The sequence below is a fragment of the Pseudomonas putida genome, from assembly GCF_003228315.1.
GTDB classification, from domain to species: Bacteria; Pseudomonadota; Gammaproteobacteria; order Pseudomonadales; family Pseudomonadaceae; genus Aquipseudomonas; species Aquipseudomonas putida_S.
Genome location: NZ_CP029693.1, coordinates 1,711,504 through 1,733,051 on the forward strand (window position 1 = coordinate 1,711,504; position 21,548 = coordinate 1,733,051).

Genomic DNA, 21,548 nt, shown 5'->3' on the forward strand with positions numbered 1-21,548 from the left:
GTGACCGTTGAGCGAATCCTAGGGCTCGACGATCCGACCGTCCAAGACATAATAAGCAGGAGTTAAGCCCTACGAGGTCTGAACGCCCAGGATCAACCGAGCCATTCAGTGTAGGAGCTCGCCGAAGGATGCGATCTTTTGCTTTTAGCACCCCATCTCGAAAAGAGATGACTCCATCTGAATTCAGCACTACGAGTGTTGACCCAACGCTGACTAAGATGAGCGACTCCTCCCGACACAAGCCACAGCGTTGCCCGTGGCGCACAAAAAAACCGGAGATTGCTCGATGAACATTGCCGTTGCCTGTGAACACCCGCCCCTGCCCGATGCGTTGCGCGACGAATTGAGCCAACTGCTCGGCGATCGTTTCTCCACCTCCGCCAGTGTGCGCGAGCACCATGGCACTGACATCTCCGCCCTCGATCCGCTGCCGCCGGATGCCGTGGCCTTCGCCAACAGCCTGGAAGACATCGTCGCCATCAGCAGCGCCTGCCACCGCCACGACGTGCCGATGATCGTCTACGCCAGCGGCACCTCGCTGGAGGGCTGGCTGCAGGCGTCCCACGGCGGCGTCAGTATCGATGTGTCGGGCATGGACAAGATTCTCGAGATTCGCGTCGACGACATGGACGCCACGGTACAGCCGGGCGTGACGCGCAAACAGCTGAACGCCGCCCTGCACGGTACCGGCCTGTTCTTCCCGATCGATCCCGGCGCGGACGCATCGCTGGGTGGCATGGCCGCGACCCGCGCCTCGGGTACCAACGCCGTGCGCTACGGCACCATGCGCGAGAACGTACTGGGCATGACCGCCGTGCTGGCCGATGGTCGGGTGATCAACACCGGTGGCCGGGCGCGCAAATCCTCCGCTGGCTACGACCTGACGCATCTGCTGGTGGGCTCCGGCGGCACCCTGGCGACCATCGCCGAACTGACCGTCAAACTTCATCCGATTCCCGAAGCGATTTCGGCGGCGGTGTGCCGTTTCCCCAGCGTCGATCACGCGGTTCGCACGGTGATCCAGACCATCCAGTTGGGTGTGCCGATTGCCCGCATCGAACTGATCGACGCCCTGACCGTGCGCGCCCTCAACGCCTACAGCAAAACACAACTGCCAGAAGCGCCGTCGCTGTTCTTCGAATTGCATGGCTCCGAAGCCGGGGTCAAGGAACAGGTCGAAACCGTGCGCATGGTCGCCGACGAGCACGAAGGCCAGGATTTTGAATGGGCGGTGCACCCGGAGGATCGCAGCCGACTGTGGCAGGCGCGCCACGAAGCCTATTTCGCCGCCCTCGCCCTGCGCCCGGGTTGCCGCTCGCTGACTACCGATGCCGTGGTGCCGATCTCGCGTTTGGCCGAATGCATCGAAGCCACCGCGGCGGATCTGGCGGAAAACGGTTTGCTGGCACCGATCTTCGGCCATGTCGGCGACGGCAATTTCCATGCGCTGATCCTGGTCGATCCCAATGACCCGGGCGAAGTCGAGCGTGCCGAAGCCGTGGCCCATAGCCTGGCAGAGCGGGCAATCTCGATGGACGGCAGCTGCACCGGCGAGCACGGTGTCGGCCTGACCAAGCAGCACTTCATGGCCCTTGAACACGGCGCCAACGCCGTCGACACGATGGCCGCGATCAAGGCCGCGCTGGACCCGAAACAGCTGATGAACCCCGGCAAGATCTTCCCCCGTGGCCGTGCGCAGCGCTGAGGCGCGTTAGCATGTCGGCCGGCTGACCCAGGGAGGACATATGGAAATCCGTCAGATCAAATATTTCGTCGCGATCATCGATTGCGGCAGCCTGTCGCAAGCGGCGCGCCAGGTGCACGTGGCGCAATCGGCGCTGAGCAAACAGATGTCGGCACTGGAAGCCGAACTGGGCGCGCAGTTGCTCTATCGCAATCACAACGGTGTGATCGCCAGCGAGGCCGGCAAGGTGTTCTACGAGTATGCCCAAGGCATGCTCAAGCACCTCAGCGATGCCCGTGCGGCAGTGAACAGCAGCCCGGACGCGGTCAGTGGTTCGATTGTCGTCGCCTTGCCGCAAAGCGTGGCGACCATCATTGCCATGCCGCTGATGCGCACGGTCAAGGCGCGTTATCCGCAGGTGGCGTTCAACTTCAACGAAGAGCTGACCGGCAACGTCATGGATCAACTGGTCCATGGCCGCGTCGATCTCGCGCTGTTCACCTCCGAGGGCCTGCCGAGCCAGGTGCTGTTCAGCCCGTTGGTCGAAGAGGATTTCTACCTGATCCACACGGCCAACGACCCCGATGCGCCGCCACCGGGGGAAGTGTCACTGCAACAGGCGCTGGCGCAACCCCTGGTGTTCCCCAGCCAGGCCCACGGCCACAGCACCCGGACCCTGGTCGAACAAGCGGTGAAGCTGCACGGCCTGCCCCTGGCCGAGATCGCGATGGAGGTCAACTCGGTGCACATCCTCAAGAGTGCGGTCGAGGCCGGTATCGGGCACACCATCATGCCGTTGAACCTGGCGGTGCGCGAAATCGAGGACGGTCGCCTGGTGGCCCATCGCATCGCCGCAGACGGCCTGACACGAACCCTGGGGATTTGCAGTTGCACCACGATGCCCGCCAGCCACCTGAAAAACCTGATCAGCGAGCTGATCCGCGAAGTGGTGCACGGCTTGTGCGAGCGCGGTGAATGGCCGGGCGGCCGGGCGCTCTGAGTCGTATAACCCGACCCTTTCATGATCGCCCCTACAACAACAAAAAAGAGGCTTGCGATGAACACAACAAACCCCGATGACCTTGCGGATGCAGCCCTGCACTCGGCCTACCGCAAAACCGCCTGGCGGGTGATTCCGCTGCTGATCGTCTGCTACCTGGTCGCCTACCTGGACCGCGTCAACGTCGGCTTCGCCAAATTGCAGATGCTCGACGACCTGAAATTCAGCGACGCCGTCTACGGCCTCGGCGCCGGGGTATTCTTCGTCGGTTACCTGATGTTCGAGATTCCCAGCAACATCGCCCTGCACCGCTTCGGCGCCAGGCGCTGGATCGCCCGCATCATGATGACCTGGGGCCTGCTGTCGGCGGCGATGATGTTCATCCAGACGCCGATGAGCTTCTACGTGCTGCGATTTCTGATCGGCATCGCCGAAGCGGGATTCTTTCCGGGGATCATCTTCTACCTCACCACCTGGTTTCCCGCCCATCGACGCGGGGTGATGATTTCCCTGTTCATCGCCGCCCTGCCGATCTCCAGCATGCTTGGCTCGCTGATCTCCGGGTGGATCATGCAGAACCTCCATGGCGTGGCCGGTTACGCGGGCTGGCAGTGGTTGTTTGTGATCGAAGGCTTGCCGGCGGTGTTCCTGGGGGCGGCGGTGTTTTTCCTGCTGCGCGACAGGATCGCCGATGCGCAATGGCTCAGCCCCGAAGAGAAACGCGGCATGCAGGCCGCGTTGGATCGTGAAGCCTTGGGCAAAGCGCAACACTCGCTGCGCGATGGTTTGCTGAACCCGAAGATCTGGCTGCTCGGTGGGGTGTATTTCTGCCTGGTGCTGGGGCAATACGTGATCAGCTTCTGGATGCCCACCATCATCCGCAACAGCGGTGTCGCCGAGCCGTGGGCCATCGGCGTGCTGACGGCCATCCCCTACTCGGTCGCGGCGATCAGCATGGTGTTGGTCGGTCGCAGCTCCGACCGCCATCGCGAATACCGCTGGCACCTGGCGATCTGCGCCTGCATCGGCGCGGCCGGAGTGATCTTCGGCACCCTGTTCGGCAACAACCTGCTGCTGGCCATGCTCGGCCTGACCGTCGGCACCGCCGCGATGATCAGCAGCCTGCCGGTGTTCTGGGGCATGCCCACCGCCGTGGTCGGCGGCGCGGCGGCTGCGGCGGGGATTGCCCTGATCAATTCACTGGGCAACGTCGCGGGGTTCTTCAGCACCATCGTGGTGGGCTGGTTGACGCAAGTGACCGGCAGCACCCAGGTGGCCATGTACTTCATGGCCGGGGCGTTGGTGGTCGGTGGATTGCTTGGGTTGAGCGTGTCGCGGGCGGGTCAGGTTCCATCGGCGGCGACACCGGATCCGCTTCTCAGGTAGGAGCTGCCGCAGGCTGCGATCTTTTGATCTTGCCTTTAAAAACTAAATCAAAAGATAGCAGCCTCGTTGCACTCGACAGCTCACATGATCGGTACCCCATTGTAGGAGCGAGCCGGCTCGCGATGGTCGTGAACGATAACGCGATGAACCAGACAACCCGCGTCACCCTCAGGTTTTTCGCGAGCATGCTCGCTCCTACAGGGGATCGGTGGGCATCCAGGACACCGCAAAACTATCAGATCTGCTGGTACCCAATCCCTGCCTTACCAAAGATACTCAAGCGCCAAGCCCTTGAAAGCCAGGAGCGCAGCAATGGTGTCAACCACACTATTGGCAACTGATCAGCAGTGCTCAGTGCTGAACACGCTCAAAGCAAACCATCCACCACAAACCATTGCCTATTCGCCCTACGGGCATCGCCCCGCTGCGTCATGGCTGCTCTGCTTGCTGGGGTTCAATGGCGAACTTGTAGACTTGATGACCGGGCATTATTTGTTGGGGAATGGGTATCGGGCGTTTAATCCGGTGTTGATGCGGTTTAACAGCCCGGACAGTTTAAGTCCGTTTGGCGAGGGGAGGTTTAATGCGTATGCGTACTGCGAGGGTGATCCAGTTAACCTGAACGATCCGACTGGGCACGCTGCTGGATGGGCTCTTGTGCGGACCAACCTTAAACGAATCATCTCCCAGCACCGCTCGATTCCTCAGACAAGGACGAATGGAACGATGTGGCTGGGCGAAGCGCCTTCGAGATCTCCCCGCTCCGTAGCCAGAGTTGAGCCCGTGCAAGCTCCGCCCTCAGCATCGCACAGCACCATACTTCCGAATGTAGTTCCCCGCTCGCCAAACGCGCCTGCGCAAACGTCACCTGCAATGAGGGAAGTGGTGCATAACACTGTCCAGCCCCCGCGCACCGCAGTCGTCCTTCCAACACCGATTACAGATCCTGGTCGATTGGCTGAGTTAACTCACTATGGCAACTTGGAAGGAATTGGGATCACAAATTTCCCAAGGGGGAATCAACTGGCTGCACAAAGAACACAAGTGTTTGAAATTCGCAGGACCATCGACCAACGAATGGAAGGTGGTGTTTTGCGGGGAAACAGAGCCTGACGAATATCTGTCGAACTGGTCATTCTCACTGTAGGAGCAAAGCTTGCTCAGGTGTCGGGGCCAAATTTTAAGGAATTACCACAGCGCCAACGAATAGCTCACGATCAACCGATTCTCATCAACATCACTGGAAAAATTGCTCCGCGCGCTGGCGTTTTTCCACTTCACCCCAAGGTTTTTCAACGGTCCGCTCTGGATCACGTAACCCAACTCCGAATCCCGTTCCCACTCCTTGCCCTCCGTCGCCCTCGACTTCACCCAGATCGCCGCCGGCCCCACCGCGACCATGCTGATGGCCGACATGGGCGCCAGGGTGATCAAGGTGGAACCCCACGAGGGCGAGCAGGGCCGCACTCTGGGACCTGCCTGGATCGGCGAGGACGCATGCTGATCGACCTGCACCATCCGCAGCATGGCGTGGTTCGGGTGCCGGGGTTTCCGATCAATAGCCGGGAGGCGGCGCAGACACCCTATCGAGCAGCGCCGGAAAACGGCGAGCACTCTCGTTCGGTGTTGCGGGACTTTGAGTTTTCCGAAGGGGAAATCGAGAACCTGCTGATTTCGAATGCGCTCCGATACCCGAAGAAGACAGCCTTCTGAGCGAGAACCCGAGGCGAGGAGCGTGAAAGCCGCTCCTCTATAGGAAGACTTACTTCTGGATGGTCCACTCAACGGTGTAGCTGAAAGGTGGCTTGCCCATTGATTTCGTTACCTTGGCATTGCACTTGTATTTGTTATCACCCGACTCAATGACGCGAGTCGGCCAGGTCGGCTCATAACTGGGCCGAATCACGCCAAATTCAACCCTTGCGCTCATAGATGTTTCCAAAGTGCACTTATAGCCATGCACCTCATATTCCAGAACCAGTCGAATCGGTGCGACTTTATTCCTGTGAAGCTGAGACTCATCATAAATAAACTTCCGCTCATAATTGAATTTGAGATCGACACTCGTACCGGGCCCCACATTATAAAGAACGAGAGGATTATCATTGACCCGCTCGAGCCCGGAGATTCTTTTCATCTTCAACGTGCCGAATGTATCGTTTACCACATGAACTTTCACCTCAGGATTGGCGACACTCTGGGCAATCGATGAAAGCGAAACCATAAAAGCCAGCACTACTATCTTGATGATATTCATTATTGAAATACGTCCTTGTAGTTTAAATTCCTGCCCACGCCCACAATAAGACGGGCCATTCATTCCATGCTGAATTCGATACTGTAGCTGTGGGGAAAGTCTTCGATCACCTGCAGGATTTCTGCGGAACAGTCAGCCGGTACAGCTCCGATTGACTCCACCATGCCACTCCATTGCGGAGTCGTTTTTGGGATATCTCCCTGTTTTGAAAGGGTGACTTTTATATTCACCTCAAACCTGCATTCCTTGCGTCCCGAGGTGAATGCAAATGACTGCTTCACTTCGGCCGGCTTGGCGAAGGCGATGGAATTGAACTGCCGGGGGAAGTCCATTACATAGTCCATCTTGCCTTTTGGGGGTACATCGAAGGCATCGATGGGCACGGTACCATTGGCCTGTTTTTCCGAAGGCCTGGAAAGCTTCATTGTGTCGCCGGTTTTATTATTCATGTAGATGTGGATGGAAGTAGTATCCAGATCAGGCGATACATCGATTGACTCGTATTCATTTTCAGCAACAGCATTGGATGTAACAGACAGTGCGATCAGCACCGACCAGATAGAGACCAAACTCAGTAAATTCTTCATTGCCAAATCCATTTGTGATTAAAAAAATCGCTGACCTTGAAGGCCATCTTGATTATTAGCAATAACTCACGAGCCTTCCACTTCAAAATCAACTTACTCGTCAAACAATATTTCCGGAAAGTACTAGAGAGACACAACATCCAATAAAAAAATGACTTTTGTTATTTGTATGTTCCTGACTATTTGCTCGACTGCGCCAATGGGTGACTATCGTCGGTCCGCCCAAGGGCCAGCGCACCGCCGAAGTTTGCTGCTTTACTGAAAAGACCCATTTTCCAGCGAGCACCCCTCATGAACCGCAACGACCTGCGCCGCGTGGACATGAACCTGTTGGTGATTTTCGAAACCCTGATGTTCGAAAAGAACCTGACCCGGGCCGGAGAAAAGCTGTTCCTCGGCCAGCCTGCCGTCAGTGCGGCGCTGGCGCGCTTGCGGGATTTGTTCGATGACCCATTGTTGGTGCGCAACGGCCGGGTGCTGGAGCCGACCCAGCGGGCGCTGGCGATTCTCAAGGAGTTGCAGCCGGCGATGGACACCATTTCCGGCGCGGTCAGCCGGGCCAAGGATTTCGACCCGTCCACCAGCCGCGATGTGTTCCGTATCGGCCTGTCCGACGATGCCGAGTTCGGTCTGTTCCCACCCTTGCTCAAGCAACTGCGCGAAGAGGCGCAAAACGTGGTGATCGTGGTGCGGCGGGTGAATTTTCTGCTGATGTCGCCGATGCTCGCCTCGGGGGAAATTTCCGTGGGGATCAGCTACACCACCGAATTGCCGGCCAACGCCAAGCGCAAGAAACTGCGGGATTTGAGCGTAAAGATCCTGCGCGGCGATAACCGTCCCGGCACCCTGACCCTGGATGAATACTGCGAACGTCCCCACGCACTGGTGTCGTTTTCCGGGGATTTGACCGGGGCGATCGACACCGATCTGGCGCGCATCGGCCGTTCGCGGCGGGTGGTGCTGGCGGTGCCACAATTTGCCGGCCTGCGCGACTTGCTCGCCGGCACTGATATGCTCGCCACGGTGCCGGACTACGCGGCCTGCGCGCTGGTCAGGGGCAGCCCCCAGTTGCGTGCCGACGACGCACCGTTCCAGATCAACCTGTCCGAACTGTCCATGGTCTGGAACGGCGTCAACGATAACGATCCGGCAGAACGTTGGTTGCGCTCGCGAATTGCCCAGCACATGTCGGCTCCACTACCGGGGCATTGAGCGAATTGAAGTGCGGGTCGGTCTCGCGCATGTAGATCGGCAGGTCGGTCATGGGCGGCATCGCCGGGATTTCGAAGTACATCTGGATGATCCAGCCACGGTGATAGCTGGCGTGGTTGACCACATGCAGCAGCATCGCCCCGGCACTCATGGTGCCGCTTTCCCCGGAAATGAAGGTGAATCGCACAGGTCTGTCCAGCGAGGCATCGGTCTGTTTGGCGGTCCAGTTGCAGTACCAGTGATCGACGTCCTGCTGTGCCAGGCGCAGGTCCTCAAGTAGCGGGTGAACCACATCGTGGGAAGTGGTGAAGCCGTGCCCCCGGCCTTCGAGATGGGCCTGCCAGAGACAGTCCACCACGTAGATATGATTGAGCGTGCCGATCATGTTCTTGAAAATCCCGGCGCGTTCCTTTTCAACTTCGCCGGGCGACAGTTGCGCCAGATTGTCGAAGAGCCGCTGGTTGGCCCATTGTCGGTAGTCGGCGAGCATGCGGGCAGTGCGTGCATTGATCATCAGATGTCTCCGATGGCGAAGAGCGCATTTCCCAAGGATAGCGCTATCCCCGCGCAACGGAGCCGGCGCTGATTACCGGTCGTCCCGCCAATCTGTGCCTAACCCCTGTAGGAGCAAAGCTTGCTCGCGATGACGGTGTATCAGTCACAACTGTGTTGGCTGATGTACCGCCATCGCGAGCAAGCTTTGCTCCTACAGGGAATTATGCAAGTTGCTGAACTACGTGCTCGGCCAACGCCAGGCAACTGGTCAACCCCGGCGATTCAATGCCGAACAGATTCACCAGCCCCGGCACGCCATGCGCCGCCGGACCATCAATGCGAAAATCCGCCGCCGGTTCGTCCGGGCCGCTGATCTTCGGGCGAATGCCGCTGTAGGCCGGTTGCAGGCTGTTATCCGGCAGGCCCGGCCAGTAACGGCGGATCGCCTCGTAAAAACCGTTCGCCCGTGCGGGATTCACTCGATAGTCGATCTCGTCCACCCATTCCACGTCCGGCCCGAATCGCGCCTGGCCGCCGAGGTCGAGGGTCATGTGCACGCCGAGTCCCGCGCTTTCCGGCGCCGGGTACACCAGGTGGCGAAACGGCGCGCGACCACTGAAGCTGAAATAGCTGCCCTTGCACAAACGCGCAGTGGGAACGCGCTGCGCGGGCAGGCCCTCGATGCGACTGGCCACCTCGGGCGCCGACAACCCGGCACAGTTGATCAGCTCGCGACAGTTCAAGGTCATGGGCTCAACGCCGCCCATCTGCAGCTCGAACCCCTGCCCGATGCATCGCGCCGACAACAACGGCGTATGGAACACCAGCGATGCTCCATGAGCTTCGGCATCGCCTTGCAGCGCGAGCATCAGCCCATGGGAATCGACGATGCCGGTGGACGGTGACCACAGCGCCGCGACGCAAGCCAACGCCGGCTCAAGCGCTCGCGCCTGAGCCGCGTCCAGCCACAGCAGGTCATCGACACCATTGCTACGGCCCTGATCCAGCAACCGTTGCAGGGCCGTGTGCTGTGCCTCATCGGTGGCGACGATCAACTTGCCCAGGCGTTGATAGCTCACGCCGTGCTCATCGCAATACGCGTAGAGGCGATGCCTGCCCTCCAAGCACAACTGCGCCTTGAGGCTGCCGCCGGGGTAGTAGATACCGGCGTGGATCACTTCCGAGTTGCGCGAACTGATACCCATACCGATGCCTTCACCGGCCTCGACCACAATCACTTCGCGCCCGCTCATGGCCAGGGCCCTGGCCACTGCCAGCCCCACTACCCCGGCCCCGACCACCACACAGTCGATATCCACGCTCATGTCACACCAGCCCTCGCTCCCGGTAATCGATCAGGCTGGAGAATATCGCCAGCAGCAGGGCCATGACCACGAAGAAGATCAGCACCAGGAAATACGAACCGGTGAACTGCACGATCAAGCCAATGAGGATCGGCACGATCACCCCGGCCATGTTGCCGCAGAAGTTCATGGTGCCGGCCAGCACACCGGTTTTCGAAGTGCCGCCGAGGATCGACGGGATGCACCAGTACATGCCGCACCAGCGAATGAAGAACATCGCCACACACAGCAGGCCAATCGCCTGGCTGGCCTGGGCGGTGTACGCCGTGCCGAGCATGCACAGGGCCGCCACCAGTGCCGAACCGCTGAACATGCTGCGCATCACCAGGTTCGGCGAGGCACCGGTGGATTTCCATTTGTCGCCCAGGTAACCGCCGACGAGTTCACCGACGAAACCGCACATGAAGATCAGGAAAGTCGCGCCACCCATGCCGGAAATGTTCAGGCCGTGGGTCTGGTGCAGGTAGCTGGGCATCCAGGTCAGCAGGCCGTAGAACACACTGAGGATGCAGCAGTAGCCGGCGAACATCGCCAGTACCGAACGGTCCTTGAGCAACTCCCGGAACGGGATGCTGGTGACCGCGCCGGCCTTGCTGACGGTGGCGTTGCCGGCGGAGATGTGAGCCAGTTCGGCCGCGTTGACACCGGGGTGCTCGCTGGGATGGTTGCGGATGTATTTCCAGGCCAGCACCCCGGCGAGCATGGTGCCGACACCGGCGATCACGAAGGCGATGCGCCAGGAATCGAACCAGGCGATCAGCCCGGCAATGATGATCGCGCCGAAGGCACTGCCCAGCGGCGCGCCGCCGTCGACCAGCACTGCGCCGCGTCCGCGTTCATTCGGCGTCAGCCAGGCGCCATTGAGCTTGGCCCCGGCCGGCATGATCGGCGACTCGGCAATGCCCAGGCCCATGCGGGTGACCAACAGGGTGATCCAGTTGTGCGCGCCGGCGGCCAGGGCCTGGAACGCACCCCAGGCGACCGTCGCGACGACGATCACGCGGCGGGTGTGGAAGCGGTCCAGCAGCATGCCGCCGGGAATCTGCATCAGCGCGTAGGACCAGAAAAACGCGCTGAGCATCAGGCCTTCAAGGGCCGGGGGGATCTGGAATTCACTGGAGATCATCGGCAAAGCCACCGACAGCGAAGCCCGGTCGATGTAGTTGATCGCGGTCAGCATCAGCATGATGAGGAAGATCCGCCAGCGTACGCTGGTGGCTCTTTCGGTTGCGGTCGCGGCTGGCATGGCCAGGCTTTCGGCACTCGGATTGTTCATGTGGGGGGCGCTCTTATTGTTGTGGAAACAAGCGGCCCCACTCTAATCACGGCTCCCGGTGCTGAATAATGATGGGATCTGATTGGGGGATCACCAACCGTCATCCCCTGGAATTTGCTTGGGATTCAATGGCGCCATCGCGGGCAAGCCTTGCTCCCACAGGTTATGTGAACGCCACCTGTCCCTGTGGGAGCAAGGCTTGCCCGCGATGGCGCCAGATGAATCAACACCGAACCCGAAGACTGCTCAGAAGGTCCCCGGATAACTGCCACCATCAAGCAACAAATTTTGCCCAGTCAGAAACCCCGACTGCGCCCCACAGATAAACGCGCAATACGCACCAAACTCATCCGGCTGGCCAAAGCGCTGCGCCGGCACGTTCCTGCGCCGTTGCTCGGCGACGACTTCAACACTGCTGCCACTGGCCTGGGCGGCAGCGTCGAGGGTCTTGTGCAACCGCTCGGTCTCGAACGGCCCCGGCAACAGGTTGTTGACCGTGACGTTATTCCCCGCCAATCGCGCCTGCCGCGCCAGCCCCGCGATGAACCCGGTAAGGCCGCTGCGGGCACCGTTGGACAGGCCGAGCACATCGATCGGCGCCTTCACCGCGCCGGAAGTGATGTTGACGATACGCCCGAAACCGCGCTCGGCCATGCCATCGACACAGGCCTTGATCAGCTCGATCGGCGTGAGCATGTTGGCGTCCAGCGCTTTCAACCAGTCTTCACGCTGCCAGTCGCGGAAATCACCGGGCGGCGGCCCGCCGGCGTTGTTTACCAGAATGTCCACCTGCGGGCACACCGCAAGCACCTGCGCTCTCACATCAGGCGAGCTGATGTCCCCGGCCACCGTGCGCACTTCCACGCCCAGCTTGCGCAGCTCCACGGCGGCGGCCTGCAACACCTCGTCGCCACGGGCGTTGATCACCAGGTTCACCCCCTCCTTCGCCAAGGCCCGTGCACAGGCCAGGCCCAAGCCCTTGCTGGCTGCACAGACAATCGCCCAGCGTCCCGAAATACCCAGATCCATGACCCTGCTCCTGAAAAATGAAAGCGCCCACGTTACCACCGCACACCCCCAAGCCAGGGGATGACAAAGGGTGATCGGCGGATCAGACCTTTTCATTATCGGCGCTCTACAACGCTGATTACTGTTGGCCGACGAACAAGAAACGACCCCGGAGGCACACATGAACCCGTTCCAGTTTTACTTCCCCACTACCTTGAAAAGCGGCACCGGCCTGGTGCGTCAGGCCGGTGCCCTGCTCAAGCCCCATGTGCAGAAAAAACTGCTGGTGGTCACCGACGAAGGCCTGATGAAGTCGGGGGTGATGGAAGCCTTTTTCGCCTCGCTGGCCGAGAGCGAGATTGCCTATGAAGTGTTCTCCGGGGTCGAACCCAACCCCACCACCGACGTGCTGGAGCGCGCCGTGGCGTTCCTGAAAAACCACGAATGCGATTCGGTAATCGGCGTCGGCGGCGGTAGCAGTATCGACACCGCCAAGGGCGTCGCGGCGATGGCCACCAACCCCGGCAACATCCTCGACTACGAGGGCTACGACAAACTCAAGCAGCCACCGCTGCCGATCTTCGCCATCCCGACCACCTCCGGCACCGGCAGTGAATGCACCGCGTCCACGGTGTTCACCAACACCCAGACCCTGTTCAAGACGGTGATTATCAGCCCGGCGCTGTTTCCGAAACTGGCGATACTCGATGCCGAACTGACCCTCAAGCTGCCGGCGTCGATCACCGCCGCCACCGGCATGGACGCCCTGACCCACGCCATCGAATCCTACGTGTCCAAGCAGGCCAACCCGGTCAGCCAGGCGCTGGCGCTGCAAGCGATCAAGATGATCTGCACCCACCTGCCAAAAGCCTTTTTCACCGGTTCCGATTTGCATGCCCGGGAACAGATGTTGCTCGGTTCGTTCCTGGCCGGCGTTGCGTTCGCCCAATCGAAACTGGGCAACGTGCATGCGATCTCCCACACCTTCGGCGGCGTGTTCAACATTCCCCATGGCATCGCCAACGCGACGCTGCTGCCCTACGTCATCGAATTCAACCTGCCGGCCTGCCCTGAACTGTTCCGCGAAATCGCCATGGCCATGGGTGAAAACGTCGACGGCCTGAGCCCGGCGCTGGCCGGGCAGAAAGTGGTGGAGCACGTGCAGGCGCTGAACAAGGCCATCGGCATTCCCGACAACATCAAGGCCCTGGGCGTGGACCTGGAGTACATGCCGCAGATGGTCAGCGACTCGATGCGCAGCGGCAACGTGCTGGTCAACCCACGCCTCACCACCGCCGCCGACGTCGAGCGAATCATCAGCAACGCCTTCCACGGCATTCATTCCTGAAGCGAGCACAACCATGTTCTACGAAATGCGCACCTACACCCTCCAGATCGGAAAAATGCAGACCTACCTCAAGCACTTCGAGGAAAACGGCCTGCACGTGATCTCCCGCTACGCCACGCTGGTGGGCTGGTGGTACACCGAAATCGGCGAGCTGAATCAGGTGGTCCACATCTGGGCCTACGAGAGCCTGGATGACCGCATCAAGAAACGCGCCGCCCTCTACCAGGACCCGGACTGGCTCGAAGGCTTCGTACCGATCGCCTTCCCGATGCTGGAGAAAATGGAATCGAAACTGCTGATGCCGGCGCAGTTTTCCCCGATCAAATAACCCGCATCACCACCGCAATAAACTGTAGGAGCGAGCCTGCTCGCGATAGCGGTGTGTCAGGTTCATCAAAGGTGACTGACACTGCCTCATCGCGAGCAGGCTCGCTCCTACAGGAGACTGTGCAGGCCTGAGGTCAAGTCGTCAGGTCCCGTTGCAGCTCGTTGATCAGCAGGGTCGCCGCCGGAGACAGGTCGGCGCCGACCCGGCTGATCACGCCGTAGGGTTCGATCAATGCGCGCAGCGACACCGGCAGCTTCACCAGCAATTCGTGCTGCTCGCAGAACTGCGCCACTTCCACCGGGATCACCGCCAGCAGGGTCGGGTCCTGTTGCACCAGCATCATGGTGGCGAAGGTCGAGGAGGTTTCCAGCGGGTAGCGCGGAATTTCCAGCCCGGCTTCGTTCAGTTCCCGCTCCAGTGCCTGACGCATCGGCATGTCCTTGGGGTAGACCACCCAGCGGTAATCGCTCAGTTGCGCCAGTTGCAACGACTCGGCGCAGGCCAGCGGATGATCCTTGCTCGCGACCACCGCCAGGGGTTCTTCACTCAGTTCGATGCAGTCATAGGCGTCCGAACGCTGGCCAACGCTGGTGCGACAGATCGCCAGGTCCAGCCGTCCCTGATCCAGCAGGGCGAGTAAATTGGCGCTGGTGTTTTCCACCAGTTCCACCGACAGCTCCGGTTGCTTGAGCCGCAATGCGGTCAGGGCCCGGGTCAGCAACGGCACCGCACCCATGATCACCCCCACCGAGAGCCGCCCGCCCTGGCCTTGCATGATGCTGAGCATTTCCTCGCGCAGGTGTTCCACGTCGCTGTAGATCAGGCGCGCATAGCGGATCATGCAACGCCCCATTTCATTGGCCACCAGGCCCTTGGGCTGGCGCTCGAACAGCGGCATGCCGAGCAGCGACTCGACCTCGTGCAGCGCCTTGGTGGCACCGGACTGGGAAATCGAAATCTGCTCGGCAGCCTTGTGCAGCGAGCCTCGATCGTCCAGGGCGATCAGCAGCCTGAGTTGTTTGAGGCGCAGACGCGAAGCAATGCTGCCAAGTGAAGGAACCATATCGTCGGGTGCTCTATTCAAGTTGCGAATCCGTAAAAGCCCACGCCGGCTCCTTATGGTGTGCACATGGCACCGGCGTGGGCGGATGTATCAGCTCAGCGGCGCCCGGCTCCACCGGCCATCGACCAGTCGGTCGAGGCCCAGCGGGTTGCTGTCTTGCAGCGCCGGCGGCAGGCATTGATCAGGATAGTTCTGGTAGCAGACCGGTCGCAGAAAGCGATCGATGGCCAGGGTGCCCACCGAAGTGCCGCGGGCATCGGAAGTCGCCGGATACGGGCCGCCGTGGACCATCGCGTCACTGACTTCGACGCCAGTGGGATAGCCGTTGAGCAGCAGTCGCCCGACCTTGTCTTCCAGCAGTGGCAACAGTTCAGCGAACTGCTCCAGATCCAATAGTTCGGCAATCAGCGTGGCCGTCAGCTGACCGTGCAAACTGTTCAGGGCCGCACGCAGTTGCGTTTGATCGGCCACCTCCACGACCACGGTGGTCGGGCCGAAGATCTCTTCCTGCAACAGCGGATCGCCGTCGAGCAATAGCTGCACGTCGGCCTTGAACAACTGCGGTTGTGCCTGGGCGTCACCTTGAATTCGTCCGGCCAGATGATCGACCTGCTCGTGTTTTGCGATGTGCTGCAGGCCTTTGCGATAACTGTTCAGTGCGCCGGCATTGAGCATGGTCTGCGGCGGCTGGCTGCCCATGCTGTGCGCGAAAGCATCGAGGAACTGCGTGAAGGCAGGCGAACGCAGACCAATGATCAAACCGGGGCTGGTGCAGAACTGGCCGCAACCGAGGTTGACCGAGGCGGTCAGCTCCTCGGCGATCTGGCCACCGCGATTGCGCAAGGCTTCGGGCAGCAGGATCACCGGGTTGATGCTCGACATCTCGGCGAACACCGGAATCGGCTGCGGCCGCGCGGCGGCCAGATCGGACAGCGCCCGACCGCCCTTGAGCGAACCGGTGAACCCCACCGCCTTGATCCCCTCGGCCTTGACCAGCGCCTGGCCGACACCGGCGCCGTAGATCATGTTGAACACGCCCGAAGGCATGCCCGTGCGTTGCGCCGCGCGCACAATGGCGCTGGCCACCCGGTCGGCCGTCGCCATGTGCCCGCTGTGAGCCTTGAACACCACCGGGCAACCGGCGGCCAGCGCCGAAGCGGTGTCACCGCCGGCGGTGGAAAAGGCCAGGGGGAAATTGCTCGCGCCGAACACCGCGACCGGGCCGACACCAATACGGTACTGACGCAGGTCCGGCCGTGGCAGTGGCGTGCGCTCAGGCAATGCGCGATCGATCCGTGCACCGAGAAAATCACCCCGGCGCAGCACCTGGGCAAACAGGCGCAATTGCCCGGTGGTACGACCGCGCTCACCGCGAATCCGCCCCTCGGGCAACGCGGTTTCCTGGCACACCAGGCGGATGAAATCGTCACCCAGGTCGTCCATTTCCTCGGCGATGGCCTCGAGAAATTCGGCGCGACGTTGTGGTGACAACTGACGGTACGGTGCGAAGGCGCGACTGGCTGCCGCAACCGCCAGCTCGACTTCGTGCTCGGTGGCCTGATGGAACGCATAGGGCAGCGCCTGCCCGGTGCTGGCGTCAAGGCTTTGCAACGTCTCGCCGCCTAGGGCACTGCGCTGCCCGTCGATGAACTGCTGACCCAAAATATCGGACATCAAAAACTCCCTCGCCCGGGTCTACGCGGGCAATCACTGGAATGGAAAAAAGGCGCCCACGGCGCGCGCTCCACTCTAGGGGGCTGGATCGGGGTCGAACAAATGACAACAACGGGTCGGGGGATGAGCATTCGTCATCCCCCCGGCCTGTCACTCGTCCCCTGTGGGAGCGAGCCTGCTCGCGATGACGGTGAGTCAGTCAATGCATCGGTTGGCTGACAGACCGCAATCGCGAGCAGGCTCGCTCCCACAGTTGATGGGTAGTGAAGTCTGTCAGCGAATCGCCACCGGGTTGATGTTGACCTGGGTCGAGCCTTTGTACAGCGGCTGCCCCAGCACGAACATGAAGGTCCAGGCCTTGTCCCGCACCAGCGCCCGACTGTCGATCAGCTCAAGGTTGTAGATGCCGTTCTTGGCCAGCATGAACTGGTTGACCGGGAATTCCTGGCCGTCGGTGCCGGGGTAGATTTCCGACGCCCAGGTGTCGCCTCCGAACGCGACAATCTGTTTGTCCGCCAGCCACTTGGCCGCCGCCATGCCGATGCCCGGTTCCACGGCGAGGAATTTCTCGTTGTCCTTGCCCAGCAGTTCCAGCCAGCCGGTGTTGAACAGCACCACGTCGCCTTTCTCGATGCTGATGCCTTGCAGGTCCAGCGCCTTCTGGATGTCGGCGACGGTGAACTCGGTTTTCTCCGGCACGATGGCGCTGCCGTACACCGCCGTCATGTCCAGCACCACGCCACGGGTGACGATGGGCGGGACTTTTTCGATGCCGAGTTTCTTCACGCCTTCGACACTGACGAAATCGGCCGCGCGATTGCCGTTGTAGTAGACATTGTCGATGCCGATGTGACCGATGCCGTTGAGCTGGGTACCGACACCGGTCCAGCCAACCACCAGTTCATCGTTGAAGGTGAATTTGTTCGGCCCCATGGTGGTGCCGCCCGCCTCACCCGGCTGCACGTTGGTCAGGTGAAAGCTGCGGTGACGGAAGGCTGGCAGGTTCTTGTCGATGGGCACCGCCAACGGGTAGGTCTTGCCGGTCTTGATCAGTTTGGCGGCGTTGAGTACCGAATCGGCGGTGAGCAGGTTCGCCGCGCCGATTTCATCGTTGGCGCCGTATTTCGACGGGTACCATTTTTCGGTGTCGGCGGCGTGGGCGGCGTTGACGGCGATCAACAGGGCAAAAGGCAATGCCAAACGGTTGAGCATGGGGAGGTCCTTGTCTGGTTTCGGTGGCCCCAAGGTACGCAGCCCTTTTGTGCGGAAACAGACAGGGATGGGCAATACAATTGTTCTCAATACTCACGAGTGATAGTGACCACGATCGGTGTGGGAGCAAAGCTTGCTCGCGATAGCGGTTTCATGGACGCCATCGCGAGCAAGCATTGCTCCCACCAAATATCCCGCGACCACGCACCGTCGACGGGACTAAACTTCGTCGGGCGCGACTGACATAAAACCCTTGATTCCTGACAGCCGATCAGCAGCTATCACGCTTGGATCGTTTGCGAATTATCATTATTCCAACGAGTTAAAACACAAGCCCATGAACGAAATCGCCAGTCCCACCGCCTCCCCCAAGCCGCAGCCCGCACTTGAGCCTGACCATCCGCGCCTGATCGTGTTTCTTGCCTACCCCGAAATGGGCCTGCTGGACCTGACCGGCGCGCAAACCGTGTTCTGGGCCGCGTCCAGATACCGACACGCCCTTAACTTGCCGGGGTATACGCTGCACACCGCCAGCCTGGCCGGCGGCCTGATGCACACCGCAGAAGGCCTGGCCGTTCACACGGTGCCCTTGAGCGATTTCGACGTACCGTCCATAGACACGTTGATCGTCCCCGGCGCACCGAAGATTCTCGAGGCGATGCACTTTTCCCTGGATCTGGTCGCCTGGCTGGCCGAGGCATCGAGCCAGGTCAAACGCACGGCGTCGGTGTGCAGCGGCACCTTTCTGCTGGCCGAGGCCGGCTTGCTGGAAAACCGACGCGCCGCCACCCACTGGAAGATGTGCGACATGCTCAAGGAGCACTACCCCTCGATTGAAGTCGACAGCGATGCGATCTTCGTCAAGCAGGGTTCGGTCTGGACTTCCGCCGGCGTCAGCGCCGGTATCGATCTGGCACTGGCCCTGGTCGAGGAGGATTGCGGACGTGAAGTGGCGTTGCAGGTCGCGCGGGAAATGGTGGTGTTCCTCAAGCGCCCCGGCGGCCAGGCCCAGTACAGCCAATTGCTGCAATCGCAGACCAGCGAGGGCGCCGCTTTCGATGACCTGCACCTGTGGATCTCGCACAACCTGGCCACGGAAAACCTCACCGTCGAGGCCCTCGCCCAGCAGGTCCAGATGAGCCCGCGCAACTTTGCCCGGGTCTACAAGCTCAAGACCGGCCGCACCCCGGCCAAGGCCGTGGAAGTGCTGAGGGTGGAGGCTGCCCGACGCCTGCTGGAAGACTCCGAGCGCAACATCGACCAGATCTCGCGGCTGTGTGGCTTTGGCGATGAAGATCGCATGCGCCTGACCTTCCAGCGCAACCTGGGCGTGTCGCCACGGGATTATCGCAGCCGGTTTTCGCGCTGAGAAAAGTCAAAACACCTCGATCGAAACCCGCAAATCCAACTGCAGGAGCGAGCCTGCTCGCGATGGCGGTGGGTCAGCCGACATTTGCTTCGTCTGTCATGCCGTCATCGCGAGCAGGCTCGCTCCTACAGTGGGTTGTGGTGTGCCTGAAGGTTGAAAATGTTCAGGACCGCCGCGTCTTGCGCTCCAGCAACCGCACGCCCAGCGACAGCGGGTAACACAGCGCAAAGTAGATCGCGCCCACTAGGATGTAGATCTCCAGCGGCATGAAGTACACCGAGCTCAGATCCTGCGCCCGCAGCATCAGGTCCGGAGCGGCGATCAGCGAGGCTACCGAGGTATCCTTGAGCAGTGAAATGGCAACGTTGCCGATGGGCGCCAGGACGATGCGGATGGCCTGGGGCAGCACCACCCAACGCAACACCTTGAGCTTGGGCATGCCAATCGCCTTCGCCGCCTCCACTTGCCCCTTGGGCACCGCTTCCAGCCCCGCGCGATAAATCTCCGCCAGGTACGCCGCCGCATTGAGCCCCAGACCGATCATCGCCGCCTGGAACGAGCTGAACTGCACGCCGATTTCGGTCAGGCTGAAATACACGATGAACAACTGCACCAGCGCCGGTGTGCCCCGGAACAGCTCGATGTAACCCAGCGCAAACCGCCGCAGAGGCCGGCTGCCAGACAGCCGCGCCAGCGCCACCAGCAGGCCAACGATCAAACCGATGACCAGCGCCCCAAACGCCAATTGCAACGTCGCCCACGCCGCCGCCAGGAACTCGACATGGGTGGCTTCCCACAGTTCGCCATAGCCCATTTCAGTTCTCCTTGACGACTTTGAGGCGTCGTTCGGTGCGCGCCGCCCAGTGGGAAAGCACCAGGCTCAACACCAGGTAAATCATCGCCAGCAAAAAGTAGATGAGGTTGGTCTGGTAGGTCTCGCTGACCAGCATCTTCGCCTTGAACGTCAGTTCCGGCACCGCCGCGGCCGAGGCCAGCGAGGTGTCCTTGAGCAGGCCGATGGCGAAGTTGGCCATCCCCGGAATCGCCACTTTGAAGGCCTGGGGCAGGACGATGAGGCGCAGCGCCATGGCGCGGGTCATGCCGATGGAAAACGCCGCCTCGCCTTGCCCGCGATCGATGGTGCGGATACTTGCGCGAAACACCTCCGACAGAATCGCCGCGCCGTTGAGACCGAAGCCGATGATCGCCGCACCGATCGCCGGCAAGGTGATGCCGATGTACGTCAAGCCGAAGTACAGGATGAACAGCTGGGTCAGGATCGGTACGTTGCGAAAAATCTCCAGGTACAGGCTGGCGATCAGGCTCAGTACGCGACTGCGCGACAGGCGCATCAGCGCCAGGCAAAACCCCAGCAGCGCCGCCACGACGAACGCCGCCAGAGTCAGGCCCACCGTGGTCAACGCGCCCATGCCCAGCACGTTCAGGAAATAGGCCAGCAGCTCGATGGCCTTGTGCAGTGCAGTGGTGTCGAACATCAATCAATGCTCCTTCACGGCACGGATGAAGGAGCGGGTCCGTTCGACCTGGCTCTCGCGGAAGATCTGCCGGGGCGGCCCCTGCTCGACGATGTTGCCGTCGGCCATGAAGATCACCTGATCGGACACGCTTTCGGCAAAGCTCATCTCGTGGGTCACGATGATCATCGTCATGCCCTCCTCCGCCAGCTTGCGCATCACCCCCAGCACTTCTCCCACCAGCTCCGGGTCGAGCGCCGAGGTCGCTTCATCGAACAGCATCAGCTTGGGCCGCATCGCCAGTGCGCGGGCGATGGCGATGCGTTGCTGTTGTCCACCGGAAAGCTGTTCCGGAAAGGCGTCTCGCTTGGCGAACATGCCGACCTTGTTCAACAGGTCCTCGGCCTGCGCCACCGCTTCGCCGCGCTCGCGCCCCTGCACCTTGAGCGGGCCGAGGATGATGTTTTCCAGCACCGAGAGGTGCGGGAACAGGTTGAAGCGCTGGAACACCATGCCGATGTCGGCACGCATGCGCGCCAGTTCCTTGTCGCTCATGGGCACCTTGCGGGTGCCCACCAGTCGCTGCCCGATCAGTTCGTTATCGATGTAGATATCGCCCCGGGTCGGTTCTTCCAGGTAATTGACGCAACGCAGCAAGGTGGTCTTGCCCGAGCCGCTGGGGCCGATCAGCGAGATCTTCTGGCCCTGCTGTACGTTGAGATCGATGCCCTTGAGCACATCCAGGCTGCCGAAGGACTTGTGCAGCCCTTCGATGCGCACCAGTGGAGTTGAATCAGCCATGCGCCCGCT

General features: G+C 61.0%; 22 protein-coding genes and 1 pseudogene. 10 read left to right on the forward strand and 13 right to left on the reverse strand.

Annotated features, from left to right (window positions below):
- Positions 1 to 286 precede the first annotated feature (286 nt).
- From DKY63_RS07775 to DKY63_RS33040, 4 genes are all read left to right on the forward strand, one after another.
- Positions 287 to 1,705, forward strand: coding sequence for an FAD-binding oxidoreductase (locus DKY63_RS07775; protein WP_110963575.1), 1,419 nt, complete (start codon positions 287 to 289; stop codon positions 1,703 to 1,705).
- Positions 1,706 to 1,745: 40 nt separating this feature from the next.
- Positions 1,746 to 2,684, forward strand: coding sequence for a LysR family transcriptional regulator (locus DKY63_RS07780; RefSeq protein ID WP_110963576.1), 939 nt, complete (start codon positions 1,746 to 1,748; stop codon positions 2,682 to 2,684).
- Between the two features lie 57 nt (positions 2,685 to 2,741).
- Positions 2,742 to 4,070, forward strand: coding sequence for an MFS transporter (locus DKY63_RS07785; RefSeq protein WP_110963577.1), 1,329 nt, complete (start codon positions 2,742 to 2,744; stop codon positions 4,068 to 4,070).
- Between the two features lie 312 nt (positions 4,071 to 4,382).
- Complete coding sequence (locus DKY63_RS33040; RefSeq protein ID WP_110963579.1) at positions 4,383 to 5,183, forward strand: RHS repeat-associated core domain-containing protein; 801 nt, start codon at positions 4,383 to 4,385, stop codon at positions 5,181 to 5,183.
- Between the two features lie 75 nt (positions 5,184 to 5,258).
- On the opposite strand, the pseudogene DKY63_RS07800 reads toward DKY63_RS33040, so the two are convergent.
- Positions 5,259 to 5,429, reverse strand: a pseudogene (locus DKY63_RS07800) (OprD family outer membrane porin); the annotation flags it as partial.
- Positions 5,430 to 5,484: 55 nt separating this feature from the next.
- On the opposite strand from DKY63_RS07800, the gene DKY63_RS07805 reads away from it, so the two are divergent.
- Both DKY63_RS07805 and DKY63_RS07810 read left to right on the forward strand, forming a co-directional pair.
- Positions 5,485 to 5,574 (forward strand): CoA transferase, encoded by a 90-nt coding sequence (locus tag DKY63_RS07805; protein WP_239499401.1) that lies wholly within the window; start codon positions 5,485 to 5,487, stop codon positions 5,572 to 5,574.
- Complete coding sequence (locus DKY63_RS07810; protein WP_239499385.1) at positions 5,568 to 5,783, forward strand: CoA transferase; 216 nt, start codon at positions 5,568 to 5,570, stop codon at positions 5,781 to 5,783. The genes DKY63_RS07805 and DKY63_RS07810 overlap by 7 nt, the downstream gene beginning before the upstream one ends.
- 49 nt (positions 5,784 to 5,832) lie before the next feature.
- On the opposite strand, the gene DKY63_RS07815 is transcribed toward DKY63_RS07810, so the two are convergent.
- Together DKY63_RS07815 and DKY63_RS07820 are read right to left on the reverse strand one after the other, a co-directional pair.
- Entirely contained in the window at positions 5,833 to 6,327 is a 495-nt protein-coding gene (locus DKY63_RS07815; RefSeq protein WP_110963580.1) for a hypothetical protein, read from the reverse strand.
- Between the two features lie 59 nt (positions 6,328 to 6,386).
- Positions 6,387 to 6,914 (reverse strand): hypothetical protein, encoded by a 528-nt coding sequence (locus DKY63_RS07820; protein WP_110963581.1) that lies wholly within the window; start codon positions 6,912 to 6,914, stop codon positions 6,387 to 6,389.
- A gap of 291 nt (positions 6,915 to 7,205) precedes the next feature.
- On the opposite strand from DKY63_RS07820, the gene DKY63_RS07825 reads away from it, so the two are divergent.
- Positions 7,206 to 8,126, forward strand: coding sequence for a LysR substrate-binding domain-containing protein (locus DKY63_RS07825; protein ID WP_110963582.1), 921 nt, complete (start codon positions 7,206 to 7,208; stop codon positions 8,124 to 8,126).
- Here DKY63_RS07825 and DKY63_RS07830 read toward each other — a convergent pair.
- The 4 genes from DKY63_RS07830 to DKY63_RS07845 form a co-directional block, all read right to left on the reverse strand.
- Complete coding sequence (locus DKY63_RS07830; protein ID WP_110963583.1) at positions 8,047 to 8,640, reverse strand: DinB family protein; 594 nt, start codon at positions 8,638 to 8,640, stop codon at positions 8,047 to 8,049. The genes DKY63_RS07825 and DKY63_RS07830 overlap by 80 nt on opposite strands.
- 202 nt (positions 8,641 to 8,842) lie before the next feature.
- Positions 8,843 to 9,946, reverse strand: coding sequence for an NAD(P)/FAD-dependent oxidoreductase (locus tag DKY63_RS07835; RefSeq protein ID WP_110963584.1), 1,104 nt, complete (start codon positions 9,944 to 9,946; stop codon positions 8,843 to 8,845).
- Between the two features lies 1 nt (position 9,947).
- Positions 9,948 to 11,261, reverse strand: a complete 1,314-nt coding sequence (locus tag DKY63_RS07840) for an MFS transporter (protein ID WP_110963585.1) — start codon at positions 11,259 to 11,261, stop codon at positions 9,948 to 9,950.
- Positions 11,262 to 11,507: 246 nt separating this feature from the next.
- Positions 11,508 to 12,290 carry an SDR family oxidoreductase gene (locus tag DKY63_RS07845; protein ID WP_110963586.1) on the reverse strand — a complete coding sequence of 261 codons (783 nt, stop codon included), beginning with the start codon at positions 12,288 to 12,290 and terminating at the stop codon, positions 11,508 to 11,510.
- A gap of 160 nt (positions 12,291 to 12,450) precedes the next feature.
- On the opposite strand from DKY63_RS07845, the gene DKY63_RS07850 reads away from it, so the two are divergent.
- Entirely contained in the window at positions 12,451 to 13,617 is a 1,167-nt protein-coding gene (locus DKY63_RS07850) for an iron-containing alcohol dehydrogenase (RefSeq protein ID WP_110963587.1), read from the forward strand.
- A 13-nt stretch (positions 13,618 to 13,630) separates the two neighbouring features.
- Positions 13,631 to 13,945 (forward strand): NIPSNAP family protein, encoded by a 315-nt coding sequence (locus tag DKY63_RS07855; RefSeq protein WP_110963588.1) that lies wholly within the window; start codon positions 13,631 to 13,633, stop codon positions 13,943 to 13,945.
- Positions 13,946 to 14,078: 133 nt separating this feature from the next.
- Here DKY63_RS07855 and DKY63_RS07860 read toward each other — a convergent pair whose 3' ends face one another.
- The 3 genes from DKY63_RS07860 to DKY63_RS07870 form a co-directional block, all read right to left on the reverse strand.
- A complete protein-coding gene (locus DKY63_RS07860; RefSeq protein ID WP_110963589.1) occupies positions 14,079 to 15,008 on the reverse strand; it encodes a LysR family transcriptional regulator in 930 nt (309 codons plus the stop codon).
- A 90-nt stretch (positions 15,009 to 15,098) separates the two neighbouring features.
- Entirely contained in the window at positions 15,099 to 16,682 is a 1,584-nt protein-coding gene (locus tag DKY63_RS07865) for an aldehyde dehydrogenase (NADP(+)) (RefSeq protein WP_110963590.1), read from the reverse strand.
- 273 nt (positions 16,683 to 16,955) lie between these two features.
- Positions 16,956 to 17,894 carry a cyclase family protein gene (locus DKY63_RS07870; RefSeq protein ID WP_110963591.1) on the reverse strand — a complete coding sequence of 313 codons (939 nt, stop codon included), beginning with the start codon at positions 17,892 to 17,894 and terminating at the stop codon, positions 16,956 to 16,958.
- A 337-nt stretch (positions 17,895 to 18,231) separates the two neighbouring features.
- On the opposite strand from DKY63_RS07870, the gene DKY63_RS07875 reads away from it, so the two are divergent.
- The gene (locus tag DKY63_RS07875; protein WP_110963592.1) at positions 18,232 to 19,263 is read left to right on the forward strand and encodes a GlxA family transcriptional regulator; all 1,032 of its coding nucleotides are present in this window, start codon (positions 18,232 to 18,234) and stop codon (positions 19,261 to 19,263) included.
- A gap of 163 nt (positions 19,264 to 19,426) precedes the next feature.
- On the opposite strand, the gene DKY63_RS07880 is transcribed toward DKY63_RS07875, so the two are convergent.
- The 3 genes from DKY63_RS07880 to DKY63_RS07890 are packed head-to-tail and all read right to left on the reverse strand — an operon-like array spanning position 19,427 to position 21,539.
- Positions 19,427 to 20,077 (reverse strand): amino acid ABC transporter permease, encoded by a 651-nt coding sequence (locus DKY63_RS07880; protein ID WP_110963593.1) that lies wholly within the window; start codon positions 20,075 to 20,077, stop codon positions 19,427 to 19,429.
- 1 nt (position 20,078) lies between these two features.
- A complete protein-coding gene (locus tag DKY63_RS07885) occupies positions 20,079 to 20,759 on the reverse strand; it encodes an amino acid ABC transporter permease (RefSeq protein WP_110963594.1) in 681 nt (226 codons plus the stop codon).
- Positions 20,760 to 20,762: 3 nt separating this feature from the next.
- Positions 20,763 to 21,539 (reverse strand): amino acid ABC transporter ATP-binding protein, encoded by a 777-nt coding sequence (locus DKY63_RS07890; RefSeq protein WP_110963595.1) that lies wholly within the window; start codon positions 21,537 to 21,539, stop codon positions 20,763 to 20,765.
- Positions 21,540 to 21,548 lie beyond the last annotated feature (9 nt).